A 14,133-nucleotide genomic window follows, 5' to 3' on the forward strand; every position below is an offset into this window, starting at 1 on the left:
ACGGCGCATGGTGGGGCGCGTGTCGAATCAGCCGTCGGGGCTCAGGGCCGGCCTCAGGGCTCGACGACGATCTTCCGGCCCTGTCCCGCGCGGAACTGGTCGAGCGCCTGCGGGTACTGCTCAAGCGGCAGCCGGTCGCTGATGAAGACCTTCGGGTCGAGCACCCCGGTGGCGAACAGCTGGGCCGCGCGCTCATAGCTGTGCAGCACGGCCATGGAGCCGGTGATGGTGATCTCCTGGTTGTAGATCTTGTACGGCTCGATCACGGCCTTGGTCGCGTAGTCGGAGACCCCGAACTGCAGGAACGTTCCCGCCTTGGCGACGCGGCCGAGCCCGTCCTGGATCGCGGCCTGGTTGCCCGTCGCGTCGATGACCACGTCCCAGCCGCGCGGCTGGTCGAGCTCATCGGCTGAGGCGGCGGAGCGGGTGCAGCCGAGCTGGTTCGCGGTGGCGAGCCGGTCGGGGTTGATGTCCAGGACGTCGACGCTCGCCGCCCCGGTGCGCTTGGCCAGCTCCAGCATCATCAGGCCCATGGTGCCAGAGCCGTAGATCAGCACCTCGTTGGCCAGCCGGCTGTTCAGCACGTCGTAGCCGCGCACCGCACAGGACAGCGGCTCGATGAGTGCCGCGTCCGCCACGTCCACATGCTCGGGCAGCCGTACGCAGTTGGCCACCGGCGCCACGGCGAACTCCGCGGCGCCGCCGGGCACGCTGACCCCGATGGCGTTCCAGCGGTCGCAGAGGTTACCCCGGCCGATACGGCAGTAGCGGCACTCATGGCAGTAGAGGGACGGGTCGACGGCGACCCGGTCGCCCACCGCCACCTCGGTGACCTCGCTGCCGATGCCGACGACCTCGCCGGCGAACTCGTGTCCGGGGACGATCGGCAGGGTGGGGGCGAACTCCCCCTGGAGGATGTGCAGATCGGTGCCGCACAGCCCGCAGGCCGCCACATCGACGACCACGTCGCGCGGCCCGGGGGTCGGGTCGGGGACGGTGGCGACGCTGACCTTGCCGGGGGCTTCGATGACGGCGGCCCTCATTTGACTGCTCCTAGCGAGAGGCCCTGGACCAGCTTGTCCTGGGCGGCGAAACCGGCGGCGAGCACCGGGAGGGAAATGACGATGGAGGCCGCGCACACCTGCGCCAGGAACAGGCCCTGGCTGGTGACGAAGCTGGTCAGGAACGCCGGTGCGGTCTGGGCGACCACGCCGGTGAGCACATTGGCGAACAACAGCTCGTTCCAGCTGAAGATGAAGCAGATCAGCGAGGTGGCGGCGATACCGGGCCCGGCGATCGGGGCGACGACCCGAAGCAGCACGGTCGGCAGCTTCGCCCCGTCCATCTGGGCCGCCTCGATGATGGACACCGGGATATCGGAGAGGAAGGACTGCATCATCCACACCGCGATCGGCAGGTTCATCGAGGTGTAGAGGATGACCAGCAGCCAGATGTTGTCCAGGAAACCGGTGTTCTTGGCGAACAGATACACCGGCAGCAGCCCGGCCACCACCGGAAGCATCTTGGTGGACAGGAAGAAGAACATCACATCCGTCCACTTGCGCACCGGCCGGATGGACAGCGCGTACGCCGCCGGCAGGGCCAGGACCAGCACGAAGAGGGTGGAGAACAGGCTGGCGCCCAGCGAGTTGAGCAGCGGCGGCCAGGGGTCGGCCCCGCCGTTCACCCCGAAGAACTCGCGGTAGCCGTCGAGGGTGAGCGGGGCGGTCAGGGACGGCGGGTTGGTGGCGGCGTCGGCCTCGGAGTGGAACGAGGTCAGCGCCATCCAGGCGACGGGCAGGGCGAAGAAGATGCCGGTCAGCCAGGCCAGCAGGCCAAGCGCGGCGCCGCGGCGGCGGGCCCGGCGGGCGGCCGGCGGGACGGTGGTCACGGGGGCCGCCGGGGCCGTGGCGGTCAAGGAGGTCATGCGCGGGACACCTCCTCACGGAACAGGGACGACACCACGCGCAGCGCGAAGGTGGCGATGATGATCGTGCCGATCACCACCAGCACACCCGCGGCGGATGCCTGCCCGTACTCGTGGGCGTTGTAGAAGGTCTCGTAGATGGTGTACGGGAGGTTGGCCGTGTCCAGTCCGCCCCGGGTGATGGTGAACACCGCGTCGAAGTTCTGCACGATGTAGATCGAGCCCAGCAGGGTGCCCAGCTCCAGATAGCGCCGCAGATGCGGCAGGGTCAGATAGCGGAAGATCTGCCAGTTGCTCGCGCCGTCGAGCCGGGCCGCCTCGATCATCTCCAGGGGGCGGCCCTGCAGACCGGCCAGCAGGATCAGCATCATGAACGGTGTCCACTGCCACACCAGCGAGGCCTCGACCGCGAACATCGGCATATCGGAGACCCATTCCGGCTGCGGCGGATTGTCCACGCCGAACAGGTCGCCCACCCAGCTGAGCACGCCGTTGAACAGGCCGTACTCCGGGTTGTACAGCGCATGCTTCCACAGCAGCGCGGACGCCACGGGGACCAGCAGGAACGGCGCGATGAGCATGGTGCGCACCAGCCCCCGGCCGCGGAACTTACGGTCCATCAGCAGCGCCAGCATCAGCCCGAGCACCACGCTCACGATGACCACGGTCGCGGTCAGCAGCACGGTGGTGACGATCGACTCGCGCAGCCCCTCGTCGCTCACCGCCGAGGTGTAGTTGGACAGACCGGCGAACTCGCGCTCATCGGGCTTGAGCGAGTTCCAGTCGAAGAGGGAGATCACCAAGGTCGCCACGAACGGCAGCTGGGTGACCGCGATCAGAAAGATCAGGGCGGGCATCAGCGGCGCCCGGGTGGCCCAGGCACGGGCCGCACTGGGCTTCCGCGGGGCGCGCCGGGGCGGGGCGGCCACGGTTGGGGGCGGTCCGCTGCGCACGGGCGTCGCCGTGAGTGGATTAGTCATCTTGGTACTCCTCGCCCACCTTCTCGGCCAGCTTCTGCGACTTCTTGAGTGCCGACTCGACGGACTGTTTTCCGGCGATGGCGGCGCTGATCTCCTGGGCGACCTTGGTCCCGAGGTCGGAGAACTCGGGGATGTCGACGAACTGGATGCCGATGGTCGGCCGCGGCTGCACACCCGGGTCGCGCGGATTGGTGCTGGTGATGGACTGCCGGGTGACCTCGGAGAAGGTGCCGGCCGCCTTGCGGTACTCCGGGTTGGCGTAGGTGGAGGCCCGCTTGCCCGCGGGCGCGCTGGACCAGCCGTATGTCTTGCCGACCAGGGCCTCGTACTTCTTGCTGGAGGCCCAGGAGACGAACTTCCACGCGTTGTCGCTGTTACGGGACGCCTTCTGCACGCCCCACGCCCAGGTGTAGAGCCACCCGGAGCTCTTGGTCTTCACCACCGGCGCCTGGACATAGCCGATCTTGCCCCGTACGGGCGACTTGGTGCCCTCCAGCGAACCCGCCGCGGAGGTGGCGTCGTACCACATGGCCGTCTTGCCCTGGGTGAGGTTGTTCAGACACTCGGCGAAGCCCGACTGGGCCGCCCCGGACTCGCCGTGCTTGCGCACCAGGTCCACATAGAACTCGGTGGCCGCGGTGAACTCGGGGGAGGTGAGCTGCGCCTTCCAGTCCTTGGTGAACCAGGTGCCGCCGAAGGTGTTCACGACCGTGGTGAGCGGGGCCATCAGCTCACCCCAGCCGGGCAGCCCGCGCAGACAGATGCCCTTCATCCCCTTGCGGGCGCCGTCCACCTTGGCCGCGAGGTCCGCGACCTGCTGCCAGGTGGGGTGCTCGGGCATCTTCAGGTTCTTCTCGGCGAAGACGTCCTTGCGGTACATCAGGAAGGACGACTCACCGTAGAACGGCTGGGCGTACAGCTTGCCGTCGTCGGCGGTCAGGGACTGCCGCATCGAGGGCAGGATGTCCTTCTGGTCGAACGCCCGGTCGTCGGCGACATGGTCGTCCAGCGGCAGCAGCCAGCCGTTCTTGGCGTAGAACGGCACCTCGAAGTTGCTGATGGTGGCGACGTCGTACTGGCCGGCCTGATTGGAGAAGTCCTGGCTGATCTTGTCGCGGACGTCGTTCTCGGGCATCACCGTGAAGTTGACCCGGATGCCTGTTTCCTTGGTGAAATGCTTGGCGGTGAGCTTCTGCAGATCCATCATCTGCGGGTTGTTCACCATCAGGACGTTGATGGTCTTGCCACCGGAACCACCGCCCCCCATACCGGCGCACCCCGCGAGGAGCGCCCCCGCGGCCATGGCCACGACCGGTATCCGGGCAGCACGAAGTGTCAGGATGGGCATAACGGGTCCAATCGATGGGACTGTTGAAGAAGCTAGGAGAAGCGACGGGGAGTCAGAACGGTGGGGACGGGGGCGTCAGACCCGGATGATCTGCGGGCCCAGCAGCGAGTAGCGGTTGGCCTCGGTCAGCGGGAGCCCGGTGTCCGTCACGATCGTCTCGAAGTCCGACACATCGGCGAAGCGGCAGAAGCTGACGGCCCCGAACTTGTTGTGCACCCCGGAGAACACTCTGCGCCGGGACACCTTGACCACCCGCGCCTTGACCTCGCTCACCGCCGGATCGGGCGTGGTGAGCCCGTACTGCCGGGAGATGCCGTTGGCGCCGATGAACGCCAGGTCGATGACGAAGCCCGAGAGCATATGGGTGGCCCAGTGGTCGACGGTGGCCATGGTGCCACCGCGCACCCGGCCGCCCAGCAGCAGCACGGTGGTGTTCTCGCGGGTGGCCAGGCCGCTCGCGGCCGACAGCGAGGCGGTGATCACCGTGAGCGGACGGTCCCGGGGCAGGGCCTCCGCGATCAGCTGGGGGGTGAAGCCCTCGTCGATGAACACGGTCTCGGCGTCGCCGAGCAGATCCGCGGCGGCCGCCGCGATCCGCGACTTCTCCGGGACGTGCATGGTGGTGCGGAAGGCGAGGGTGGTCTCAAAACCGGCGCTCTCCACGGGATACGCACCGCCATGGGTGCGCCGTACAAGACCGTGGTCCTCCAGCACCCGCAAATCGCGCCGCACGGTCTCCTTGGAGACCCCGAGGTCCGCGGCGAGCTTCCCGACATCGACGGACCCCGCGCGCCGGGCCGCGTCGAGGATCTCCCGACGGCGTTCCTCCGCGTCCACACCGCACCTCCTGCCTGCTGCTGACTTGCGTGGCAGTTTTACAAACGGGCAACACGGCCGCCAGTGGCGGCACAGGGCGGATCGTGCCCGGCTGCGTCCGTTGCAGGACCGTTGTCTTGCCTGGTGGGCCAGGGTGCGGGGAGCGGTGGTCGCACGGTGGGGTGACCGAAGACGCGCCCGGCCTGCCCGTTCGCTGCCCGTTTCTGGAAAATGGGCATGAACGGAGCCCGGCCGGGCGTGTTCAGAGACTAGGGAAAGCCCGTTCGGGCATGTGCTAGGAGGCTGAGAGCGCTCCGGAGGCGTCGAGGATGCGGCTCGCCACATTGACGGAGTCGACGAGCGGGTGCACGGCGAGCGCGCGGAGGGCCGCGGCGCGGGCGGCCGGGCCGTGCGAGGTGGCCGCGGCGATCGTGGCACGTTCCACGGCCTTGAGGACAAGCATCAGCCCGAGCTGGTCCGGCGCCACGGGCCCGGCGGCCAGCGGGCGCGCCCCGCCCGCGTCGACCAGACAGGGGACCTCCACCACGGCGTCCGCGTCCAGACCGGGGACCGCTGTGCGGTTGCGCACGTTGAGGATCAGCGTGGCGCGCTCGTCGCGGGCGATGGCCCGCATAATGGCGAGCGCGATCCGGTCGTAGCCACCGCCGTCCAGGTCGCAGGAGTCCCGCTGCCAGCCGCCGCTCGCCTCCCGGCTCTCGGCCATGTACGTGGCCTCGCGCTCCATCCGGGTCCGCTCCCACAGCTCCAGGGCCCCGGCCCCGGCGGCCCCCTCAGCCGTTCCCGCCGCCGCGGCCTCGGCGTAGAAGCCCGCCTGCTGGTCGCGCAGGAACTCCCCGCGGGTGGCCGGGGCCTGCCGGATGGCGCTCACCGCCTCCCGGTTGAAGTAGTAGTAGTGCAGATACTCGTTGGGCAGGGCGCCCAGCGCCTGCAGCCACGGCGCGCCGAAGAGCTTGCCCTCCTCGAAGGACTCCAGGGCCGCGGTGTCCGCCATCAGCTCGGGCAGCCGGTCCCGCCCGTCCACGATCACCCCGCGCAGCCAGCCCAGGTGGTTGAGGCCCACATAGTCGTAACTGGCCCGCCCCGGGTCGGCGCCCAGCGCCCGCGCGGCGCGGCGGCACAGCCCGACCGGGGAGTCGCAGATGCCGATCACCCGGTCGCCGAGCACCCGCTGCATCGCCTCGGTGACCATGCCGGCCGGGTTGGTGAAGTTGATGACCCAGGCGTCGGGGGCCACGGCGGCGATCCGCTCGGCGATCTCCAGCGCCACCGGCAGGGTGCGCAGCCCGTACAGCACCCCGCCGGCGCCCACCGTCTCCTGGCCGAGGACGCCCTCGGCCAGCGGGACGCGCTCATCGCGCGCCCGGCCGGCCAGGCCGCCGACGCGGATGGCGGAGAAGATGAAGTCGGCGCCGCGCAGCGCGTCGTCGAGGTCGGTGGTGGCACGGACGGCGGGTGCGCCGGGGCGGCCGGCGGCCTGTTCGGTCAGGACGGCCCCGATCGCGTCCAGCCTGCCGCGGTCGGTGTCGAACAGGACCAGTTCGGTGCAGCGCCCGGCGGCGTCCCCGCTGTCGTCCAGCAGCGCCCGGTACACCAGCGGCATACGGAATCCGCCGCCGCCCAGCACAGTCAGCCTCATACGGTCACTACCTCCACACCGGCCTCGCGGAACACCTCGAGGGTCGCCGGGTCTGATGTCTCGTTGGTGATCAGGGTGTCGATCTGCTGCGGCCCGCAGATCCGGGCGAGCCCGGTGTCGCCGGGGAACTTCCCGGCGGTGACCAGCAGCACCACCTCGCGGGACGAGGCGAGCATGGCCCGTTTGACGGGCACCTCCACATGCGTGCTGTCCAGCACGCTTCCGTCGGGCAGCACCCCGCTGGCGCCGAGGAAGAGACGGCCGACGTGCAGCTGGCGGATGTTGGACTCGGTGAGGAAGCCGACCACGGACCGGTAGTTGCTGCGCACCTGTCCGCCCAGCAGGATCAGGGTGACCTCCGGGTCGTCGCGCAGCTCGTCGTAGATGGCGAGGTTGCTGGTGACGATGGTGACCGGGCGGCCGCGCAGCAGCTTGGCGAGCTGGAGCGTGGTGGTGCCGATGTCCAGGAGCACCACGTCCCCGTCGGCGATCAGCCGGGCGGCCCGCCGGGCGACGGCTGTTTTGTCGGCCAGGTCGTCGACCGCCACCTCGCCGAAGGGCCGCTCCTCGTCCGGCTGGGGGGTGGCCACCGCGCCGCCGTAGACCCGGGTGAGCCGGCCGGCCCGGCCCAGCTCGGTCAGATCCCGGCGGGCGGTGGCCTCGCTGACCCCGAGCCGCTTGGCGATCTCGCCGATCGGCAGCACGCCCTCGTCACCGAGGATGCTCAGCAGCTTCTCGTGCCGGGTCTCTCGCAGCATGTCGGCAACCTACTCCACGTGAGCGGGTTTGCGCGAGTGTGACCGACCTCTTGCATTCATTGGCTGGGCCATGCAAGGTGTCGCTCACGCAGATCACCCCTGCGCAGCATGACCAAGACATAGAGAACATCTCTGCGAACACCTCGCGAACACCACGAGAACACCGCGATGAACAGGAAGGGCGCACCGGTGAGCACTGCCGGAACCGCAGATTCCATCGACCCGCTGGCCGCCCTGCGCGCCCCCGGAGACCCCGAGCACGACGTCTATCTCACCGGCACCGTGTTCCTCGACATCATCTTCACCGGCCTCGACCACGCCCCGGTGCGCGGCACCGAGACCTGGGCGCGCGGCATGGGCTCCAGCCCCGGCGGCATCGCCAACATGGCCACCGCCCTCGCCCGCCTGGGCCTGCACACCACCCTCGCCGCGGCCTTCGGCGCCGATGTGTACGGCGACTACTGCTGGGAGTCCCTGGCCAGTGGCGAGGGCGTCGACCTCGGCCACTCCCGGCGGCTGCCCGGCTGGCACTCGCCGGTCACCGTTTCCATGGCGTACGACGGCGAGCGCACCATGGTCACCCATGAGCACCCGGCCCCGCCGCCCGCCACCCACACCACACCGCCGCCCTCCCGCGCCTGCGTCACCGCCTTCGAGCCGGGGCGGCAGGAGGACTGGGTGCGCCAGGCGCATACCCAGGGCAGCCGGATCTTCGCCGACGTGGGCTGGGACGACTCCGGCCGCTGGGACCTGGCCGCGCTGCCCGACCTCGCGTACGCCCACGCCTTTTTGCCCAACGCGGCCGAGGCACAGCGCTACACCCGCACCGACACCCCCGAGCAGGCCGTACGGGCGCTGGCCGACCTGGTGCCCATCGCGGTGGTCACCCGGGGCGCCGAAGGCGCCGTGGCCATCGACTCGCTCACCGGGGAGAGCGCCGAGGTGCCCGGGCTGCCCGTGGCCGCGCTCGACCCGACCGGGGCCGGCGACGTGTTCGTGGCGGGCTTTATGACCGGCACTCTCGCGGGCTGGCCGCTGGCCGAACGGCTCGCCTTCGCCAACCTCACCGCCGCCCTCTCGGTCCAGCACTTCGGCGGCTCGCTGGCCGCCCCGGGCTGGGCGGAGGTGGCCGCGTGGTGGGCACTGACCTCCCAGGCCGCCGACGACGGCGCGGCGTGCGGCGAACTGGCGCACCGCTACGGGTTCTTGAACGAGCTGATCCCGGCCGGGGTGCGCGAGTGGCCGCGCCTGCGGGCCCTGCCCACCATCGGCTTCCGGGGCGCGTGACGATGCCCGCGGGCCCCCGAAACGCCTGATACGTCTGAAGGAGTGCTTCATGGGATTCCCCAGTACCGGCTCGCGCCGGATACGCCGGAGGGCCGTGCCGGTCCTGCTCACCGCCGGGCTCGCGCTGGTGGCCACGGCCTGTGTGCCGGGCACCGACGGATCGCAGGCCTACGGCCCGGGCAACGGCCCCGCCGTCGCCGTACCGGACCCGGCCAAGGCCGGGAAGGTCACGCTGACGGTCTGGGACCAGGAGATCCGGGGCGGCACCAACGGGGAACTGCAGCAGCTCAACAAGGAGTTCGAGCGCAAGTACCCCAATGTGAGGATCAAGCGGGTGGCGCGCAGCTTCAACGATCTGAAGACCACCCTCAAGCTCGCCCTCTCCGGCAACAACCCTCCCGATGTGATCCAGGCCAACCAGGGCTACCCGGACATGGTGTCCTTCGTCCAGGCCGGGCTGCTCGCCCCGCTGGACAACTACGCCGGGATCTACGCCTGGAACACCCGCTACCCGAACACCCTGCTCAACCTCAACCGGGTCTCCGCCGACGGCACCGACTTCGGCACCGGCCGGCTCTACGGCATATCCCAGACCGGTGAGTACGTAGGCATCTACTACAACAAGGACGTGCTGGCGAAGGCCGGCGTCGAACCGCCCAGGACCTGGGGCGAGTTCACCGCGAGCCTCCCGCGCCTCAAGGACCGCGGCAAGCTGCCCATCCAGTTCGGAAACCTGGACAAGTACCCGGCCATCCACACCTTCGGCGTGCTCCAGGACCAGCTCGCCGCCGCCGAGGTCCGCGACACCGTACTCGGCCGCGGCACCGGCTTCGACACCGCCGCCACCAAGGGCGCGGCGGCCACCCTCGCCGACTGGACGAAGCGCGGCTACCTCCCCAAGGGCTCCAACGGGCTCGGCTACGACGACGCCGCCAAGAAGTTCTCCTCCGGCGACGGCGGCTATCTGCTGACCGGCACCTGGCTGCTGGCCGACCTGAAGAAGGCCATGGGCGACAAGCTCGGCCTGATGGTCCCGCCCCCCGCCTCGGCCGGCGGCGCCCCCGTCACCACCGGCGGCCAGGGGCTCGCCTGGTCGATCACCTCCCGCTCCAAGCACCCCGAAGTCGCCGCCGCCTACCTCGACTTCATCACCAACAAGCACGCGGCCGATGTGATGACAGAGAACGGCGTACTGCCCGCAGTGCCCGGAGCCGCCGCCGAGCGGGTGGACCCGGACACCGTGGACGGGCAGATGATCGCCGGATGGAAGCGGCTGAGCGCGGCCGACGGTCTTGTCCCGTACCTCGACTACTCCAGCCCCACCTTCTTCGACACCATCACCGCGGCCCTCCAGGGCGTCATCAGCGGCAAGACCTCGCCCGAGAAGTTCGCCACCACCCTGCAACAGGACTACGGCGCCTTCATGAAGAAACAGCGTGAGCGCCACGCGGCCACCCCCGCCCCGGCGGAGCCGAAATGAAAAACCCTCTCTCCGCGGCCGCGTACCGGCGGCGGGCGCCGGGCGAGCCCCGCGCCATCGGCTATCTCTACATCCTGCCCGCCCTCGTCCTGTACGCAGCCTTCCTGCTCTACCCCTTCGGCCAGTCGGTCTGGCTGTCGTTCGTGCACTGGGACGGCCTGACCGTCGCCACCCCCGCGGGGTTCGACAACTACCGCGACCTGTTCACCGACCCCGCGCTGCGCGCCCCCTTCGCCCACGCCCTGCTGCTGCTCGTCTTCTACTCGGCCCTGCCGGTCGTCATCGGGCTGCTGCTGGCCGCCCTGATGTCCCGCGCCCGGGTCCGCGGTATGACCTTCTTCCGTACGGTCCTCTTCCTGCCCCAGGTCCTCGCGCTGATCGTGGTCGGCGTCGCCTGGCGCTCGATCCTCGCCCCGGACGGGCTGCTCAACGACACGCTCCACGCGGTCGGCCTCGGCTCCCTCGCCCGCCCCTGGCTCGGCGACTACGACTGGGCCCTGCCCGCCGTCGGCATCGTCGGCACCTGGGTCGGCACCGGTCTTTGCATGGTCCTCTTCCTGGCGGGCGCCCAGCGCATCCCGCGCGAGCTGTACGAGGCGGCCCGGATGGACGGCGCCGGGCCGGTGCGGGAGTTCTTCTCCGTCACCCTGCCCGGGCTGCGGCCGCAGATCGCGGTCGCGCTGACCCTGACGATCGTGGCGGGGCTGCGCAACTTCGACCTCATCTACATCACCACCAGCGGCGGCCCCGGCAACTCCACCTCCGTACCCGCCTACGAGGTCTACCACCGGGCGTTCGAGACCAACCAGGTCGGCTCGGCCGCCGCCGTGGGGGTGGCCCTCACGGTGCTGATCTTCGTCCTGACCGTCACGGTCTCCCGGCTCGTGGAAGGGCGGCGGTCATGACCACGCGCCTCGAACGCACTGTCACCTACGGCATCCTCGCCCTCTTCTCGGTCATCGCGCTCACCCCGGTCATCGGCATCCTCTCCACCGCCTTCGGCTCCCAGGACTCCCTGGACACCGGCTTCTCGCTGCCCGAGGGCGGACTGCACTGGAGCAACTTCGCCGACGCCTGGAACCGCGGCCACTTCGGCACCTACCTCGGCAACTCGGTCCTGGTGACCGTGGCCGTGGTGGCGGCCACCACCGTGCTGGCCGTACTCGCCGCGTACGCCTTCGGGGTGATGCGCTTCCCCGGCTCCACGGTGCTGTTCTACGTCTTCGTGATCGGCCTGACGCTGCCCCAGGAGGCACTGGTCGTACCGCTCTACTTCGATCTGCGGTACGCCGAGCTCACCGACACCTACTGGGCGCTGATCCTGCCGCAGACCGCGCAGTCCCTCGCCTTCGGCGTCTTCTGGATGCGGACGTACTTCCGGGGCAGCGCGCGGTCGGTGATCGAGGCGGCCCGGATCGACGGCGCGAACACCTGGACCACGCTGTGGCGGGTCCTGGTGCCCATGGGCCGCCCGGCCATCTCCACCATGGTGGTCATCACCTTCATGTGGACCTGGAACGAATTCCTGATGGCGCTGGTCATGGTCAGCGACGAGGCCCACCGCACGGTCCCGCTGGGCCTGGCCTTCTTCCAGGGGCAGCACAGCTCCGACGCGGCGCTGCTCGCGGCGGCCTCGGTGCTCATCGCGCTGCCGGTGGTGGTCGTCTATGTGGCCCTGCAGCGCCGGTTCATCGAGGGCATGCTGGGCGGCGCGGTCAAGGAGTGACCACTTACGGAAAGGAGCGCGGCCGGTCACAGGTCGGGGGTGCGGCTCACCTCGCGGCCGCGCCGCGCCACGGCCCGGGCGAAGACCACGGCGTCATGGACGGCCGCTCCGCCCGGGTCGTTGTTGAAGTACGCGTAGACATCGCCGCGCTCGGGCCAGGCGTCGGTCACCCGGCGCGCCCAGGCGGTCAGCGACTGGTGGCTGTAGCGCGGCGCGGGCCTGGCCAGCCCGTGGTGGAAGCGGACATAGCCCCACCCGGCCGTGCGCCACAGCGGGGTCACCGGCCGGGAGGCGGCGTCCGCCCAGCACAGCGCCGCGCCCCGGCGCTCCAGCACCCCCCGGATCTCGTCGGTCCACCATGAGTCGTGGCGGGGCTCGACGGCCACCCGCGTCCCGGCGGGGAAGCAGCCGAGCGCGGTGTCCAGCAGCCCGCTGTCGACGCGCAGGGTGGGCGGCAGCTGCAGCAGCACGGGGCCGAGCCGGTCGCCCAGGCCCTCGGCGTGCGACATCAGCCGCGCGACAGGCTCCTCGGGGTCGCGGAGTCGCTTGATGTGGGTGAGATAGCGGCTGGCCTTGAGGGCCATCACAAACCCGGCGGGGGTGCGCTCCCGCCAGGCGGCGAACTGCTCCCGGGTGGGCAGCCGGTAGAAGGCGTTGTTGGACTCGACGGTGGCGAACCCCCGCGCGTACTCCTCCAGCCACAGCCGCTGTGGGCAGTCGGACGGATACAGCACGTCGCGCCAGTCCTTGTACTGCCACCCCGAGGTGCCGACGAGGACCGTCATGCTTCACCCGGATGCCAGGGCGGCCACTGGCCCGGCCGGTCGACCCAGTGGACCTGCTCGGGGTCGTCCAGGTCGATGTCCGGGAACAGCCGTCGCAGCCGCGGCTCGAACTCCTCCCGCTTCAGCGGCTCCCAGCCCAGGCCGCGCAGCCACACCCGCCGGTATCTGGTGTCCGCGTCGTACGCGTCCACGAAGACGAGATGGCCGGACTCGCTCGGATCCGTGGCGTTCTCCATGCTTCCAGGGTGGGCCGCCCCGGCCCGCTTGCGCGCGCCGACGCGGCCGACCGGGTCCCCGCCGGTTTGCGGACGGGGGAAACTTCGGATGGAGTCGTAAGAGCGGGGTCTCCCTGTAGTAGGGGGTGAGTCATGATCTTCGTCGACCGCGTGGACGCCGGGCGGCGGCTGGCGGCCCGGCTGTCCCCCCTGAGCGGCGAGGACCCCGTGGTGCTCGGGCTGCCGCGGGGCGGGGTGCCGGTGGCCTTCGAGGTGGCGCGGGAGCTGAAGGCGCCCCTGGACGTGATCATCGTCCGCAAGCTCGGCGTCCCCTTCCACCGTGAGCTGGGCTTCGGCGCCATCGGCGAGGGCGGGGTGCGGGTGGTGCACGACGCGATCGTACGGATGAGCCGGGCGCGCAAAGAGGAGCTTGAGGAGGTGGAGCGAACCGAGGAAGAGGAGCTCGCACGGCAGGCGCGGCGGTTCCGGCGCGACCGGCCGCGGGTCGCGGTCGGCGGCCGGACGGTGATCGTCGTGGACGACGGGATCGCCACCGGTGCCACGGCACGGGCGGCCTGCCGGGTCGCCCGGGCCCAGGGCGCGGCCCGGGTGGTGCTGGCGGTCCCGGTCGCGCCGCCGGACGCGGCCGAGGCGCTGCGGCAGGACGCGGACGACGTGGTGTGTCTGTCCACCCCCGCGGAGTTCTCGGCGGTCGGCGAATGGTACGAGGACTTCTCCCAGACCAGCGACGCCGAGGTCGTGGAGCTGCTCTCCCGGTCGACCGGGATGCCGGGTCAGGCGCATCCTGGTAAATGAAGCAGGAGGTGATGACCGCGATGGAGACGATCGTGGGATGCGACATCGAAATGGAGTTCCGTGAGCTCGGACCCCTGACCGAGGCGGTCGTCCGGCTGAGGATGCACGACGGGACCGAGATCCTGGCACAGGGCCGGGCCAACCGGAATCCCGACGACCCGGCGCAGCCGCGGGTCGGCGAGGAGATCGCGGCGGCGCGTGCGCTGAACAACCTCGCTCACCGGCTGATCTCGAAGGCGGGCGGTGACATCGAGGAGGTCACGCACGCGAAGGCACATCTGGTGATGTAGGGCGGGTCTGCCGCGGCACCGCGCCGCGGCAGAGCACCCTTCGCTCAC

General features: G+C 70.4%; 14 protein-coding genes and 1 pseudogene. 6 read left to right on the forward strand and 9 right to left on the reverse strand.

Features of this window, described 5'->3' with window-relative positions; all coding sequences use genetic code 11:
* Positions 1-53: 53 nt before the first annotated feature.
* From ACFV2X_RS08465 to ACFV2X_RS08495, 7 genes are all read right to left on the reverse strand, one after another.
* A complete protein-coding gene (locus tag ACFV2X_RS08465) occupies positions 54-1,043 on the reverse strand; it encodes a zinc-dependent alcohol dehydrogenase family protein (RefSeq protein WP_385613121.1) in 990 nt (329 codons plus the stop codon).
* The gene (locus ACFV2X_RS08470; RefSeq protein ID WP_385613124.1) at positions 1,040-1,927 is read right to left on the reverse strand and encodes a carbohydrate ABC transporter permease; all 888 of its coding nucleotides are present in this window, start codon (positions 1,925-1,927) and stop codon (positions 1,040-1,042) included. The genes ACFV2X_RS08465 and ACFV2X_RS08470 overlap by 4 nt, the downstream gene beginning before the upstream one ends.
* Entirely contained in the window at positions 1,924-2,907 is a 984-nt protein-coding gene (locus ACFV2X_RS08475; protein WP_385613127.1) for a carbohydrate ABC transporter permease, read from the reverse strand. Before ACFV2X_RS08475 ends, ACFV2X_RS08470 begins: the two co-directional genes overlap by 4 nt.
* A complete protein-coding gene (locus ACFV2X_RS08480; RefSeq protein WP_089510174.1) occupies positions 2,900-4,255 on the reverse strand; it encodes a sugar ABC transporter substrate-binding protein in 1,356 nt (451 codons plus the stop codon). The genes ACFV2X_RS08475 and ACFV2X_RS08480 overlap by 8 nt, the downstream gene beginning before the upstream one ends.
* A 75-nt stretch (positions 4,256-4,330) precedes the next feature.
* On the reverse strand, positions 4,331-5,092 hold the full coding sequence (locus ACFV2X_RS08485) for a DeoR/GlpR family DNA-binding transcription regulator (RefSeq protein WP_353591831.1): 762 nt from the start codon (positions 5,090-5,092) through the stop codon (positions 4,331-4,333).
* Positions 5,093-5,366: 274 nt separating this feature from the next.
* The gene (locus tag ACFV2X_RS08490; protein ID WP_385613131.1) at positions 5,367-6,728 is read right to left on the reverse strand and encodes a 6-phospho-beta-glucosidase; all 1,362 of its coding nucleotides are present in this window, start codon (positions 6,726-6,728) and stop codon (positions 5,367-5,369) included.
* On the reverse strand, positions 6,725-7,486 hold the full coding sequence (locus ACFV2X_RS08495; RefSeq protein ID WP_385613133.1) for a DeoR/GlpR family DNA-binding transcription regulator: 762 nt from the start codon (positions 7,484-7,486) through the stop codon (positions 6,725-6,727). Before ACFV2X_RS08495 ends, ACFV2X_RS08490 begins: the two co-directional genes overlap by 4 nt.
* Positions 7,487-7,654: 168 nt before the next feature.
* Between ACFV2X_RS08495 and ACFV2X_RS08500 the strand changes: the two genes are divergently transcribed.
* The 4 genes from ACFV2X_RS08500 to ACFV2X_RS08515 are packed head-to-tail and all read left to right on the forward strand — an operon-like array spanning position 7,655 to position 11,979.
* Positions 7,655-8,773 carry a carbohydrate kinase family protein gene (locus ACFV2X_RS08500; RefSeq protein WP_385613136.1) on the forward strand — a complete coding sequence of 373 codons (1,119 nt, stop codon included), beginning with the start codon at positions 7,655-7,657 and terminating at the stop codon, positions 8,771-8,773.
* A gap of 49 nt (positions 8,774-8,822) precedes the next feature.
* The gene (locus ACFV2X_RS08505) at positions 8,823-10,253 is read left to right on the forward strand and encodes an extracellular solute-binding protein (protein WP_385613139.1); all 1,431 of its coding nucleotides are present in this window, start codon (positions 8,823-8,825) and stop codon (positions 10,251-10,253) included.
* Complete coding sequence (locus ACFV2X_RS08510) at positions 10,250-11,158, forward strand: carbohydrate ABC transporter permease (RefSeq protein WP_089510170.1); 909 nt, start codon at positions 10,250-10,252, stop codon at positions 11,156-11,158. The genes ACFV2X_RS08505 and ACFV2X_RS08510 overlap by 4 nt, the downstream gene beginning before the upstream one ends.
* Positions 11,155-11,979, forward strand: a complete 825-nt coding sequence (locus tag ACFV2X_RS08515) for a carbohydrate ABC transporter permease (protein WP_385613142.1) — start codon at positions 11,155-11,157, stop codon at positions 11,977-11,979. Before ACFV2X_RS08510 ends, ACFV2X_RS08515 begins: the two co-directional genes overlap by 4 nt.
* 26 nt (positions 11,980-12,005) lie before the next feature.
* Here ACFV2X_RS08515 and ACFV2X_RS08520 read toward each other — a convergent pair whose 3' ends face one another.
* The gene (locus tag ACFV2X_RS08520; RefSeq protein WP_385613144.1) at positions 12,006-12,764 is read right to left on the reverse strand and encodes a DUF72 domain-containing protein; all 759 of its coding nucleotides are present in this window, start codon (positions 12,762-12,764) and stop codon (positions 12,006-12,008) included.
* Positions 12,761-13,000 carry a hypothetical protein gene (locus tag ACFV2X_RS08525; RefSeq protein WP_385613147.1) on the reverse strand — a complete coding sequence of 80 codons (240 nt, stop codon included), beginning with the start codon at positions 12,998-13,000 and terminating at the stop codon, positions 12,761-12,763. The genes ACFV2X_RS08520 and ACFV2X_RS08525 overlap by 4 nt, the downstream gene beginning before the upstream one ends.
* A 132-nt stretch (positions 13,001-13,132) precedes the next feature.
* On the opposite strand from ACFV2X_RS08525, the pseudogene ACFV2X_RS08530 reads away from it, so the two are divergent.
* Both ACFV2X_RS08530 and ACFV2X_RS08535 read left to right on the forward strand, forming a co-directional pair.
* A pseudogene (locus ACFV2X_RS08530) lies at positions 13,133-13,774 on the forward strand (phosphoribosyltransferase); the annotation flags it as partial.
* Between the two features lie 41 nt (positions 13,775-13,815).
* Positions 13,816-14,085, forward strand: coding sequence for a dsRBD fold-containing protein (locus ACFV2X_RS08535; RefSeq protein ID WP_043489472.1), 270 nt, complete (start codon positions 13,816-13,818; stop codon positions 14,083-14,085).
* The last annotated feature ends 48 nt before the right edge of the window (positions 14,086-14,133 follow it).

Source organism: Streptomyces sp. NPDC059679, from assembly GCF_042734105.1.
In the GTDB taxonomy this organism is placed as follows: domain Bacteria; phylum Actinomycetota; class Actinomycetes; order Streptomycetales; family Streptomycetaceae; genus Streptomyces.

Coding starts and splice junctions, on each gene's coding strand:
- ACFV2X_RS08465 (WP_385613121.1), bottom strand. CDS start 1,043: ATGAGGGCCGCCGTCATCGAAGCCCCCGGCAAGGTCAGCGTCGCCACC.
- ACFV2X_RS08470 (WP_385613124.1), bottom strand. CDS start 1,927: ATGACCTCCTTGACCGCCACGGCCCCGGCGGCCCCCGTGACCACCGTC.
- ACFV2X_RS08475 (WP_385613127.1), bottom strand. CDS start 2,907: ATGACTAATCCACTCACGGCGACGCCCGTGCGCAGCGGACCGCCCCCA.
- ACFV2X_RS08480 (WP_089510174.1), bottom strand. CDS start 4,255: ATGCCCATCCTGACACTTCGTGCTGCCCGGATACCGGTCGTGGCCATG.
- ACFV2X_RS08490 (WP_385613131.1), bottom strand. CDS start 6,728: ATGAGGCTGACTGTGCTGGGCGGCGGCGGATTCCGTATGCCGCTGGTG.
- ACFV2X_RS08495 (WP_385613133.1), bottom strand. CDS start 7,486: ATGCTGCGAGAGACCCGGCACGAGAAGCTGCTGAGCATCCTCGGTGAC.
- ACFV2X_RS08500 (WP_385613136.1), top strand. CDS start 7,655: ATGAACAGGAAGGGCGCACCGGTGAGCACTGCCGGAACCGCAGATTCC.
- ACFV2X_RS08505 (WP_385613139.1), top strand. CDS start 8,823: ATGGGATTCCCCAGTACCGGCTCGCGCCGGATACGCCGGAGGGCCGTG.
- ACFV2X_RS08510 (WP_089510170.1), top strand. CDS start 10,250: ATGAAAAACCCTCTCTCCGCGGCCGCGTACCGGCGGCGGGCGCCGGGC.
- ACFV2X_RS08515 (WP_385613142.1), top strand. CDS start 11,155: ATGACCACGCGCCTCGAACGCACTGTCACCTACGGCATCCTCGCCCTC.
- ACFV2X_RS08520 (WP_385613144.1), bottom strand. CDS start 12,764: ATGACGGTCCTCGTCGGCACCTCGGGGTGGCAGTACAAGGACTGGCGC.
- ACFV2X_RS08525 (WP_385613147.1), bottom strand. CDS start 13,000: ATGGAGAACGCCACGGATCCGAGCGAGTCCGGCCATCTCGTCTTCGTG.
- ACFV2X_RS08535 (WP_043489472.1), top strand. CDS start 13,816: ATGGAGACGATCGTGGGATGCGACATCGAAATGGAGTTCCGTGAGCTC.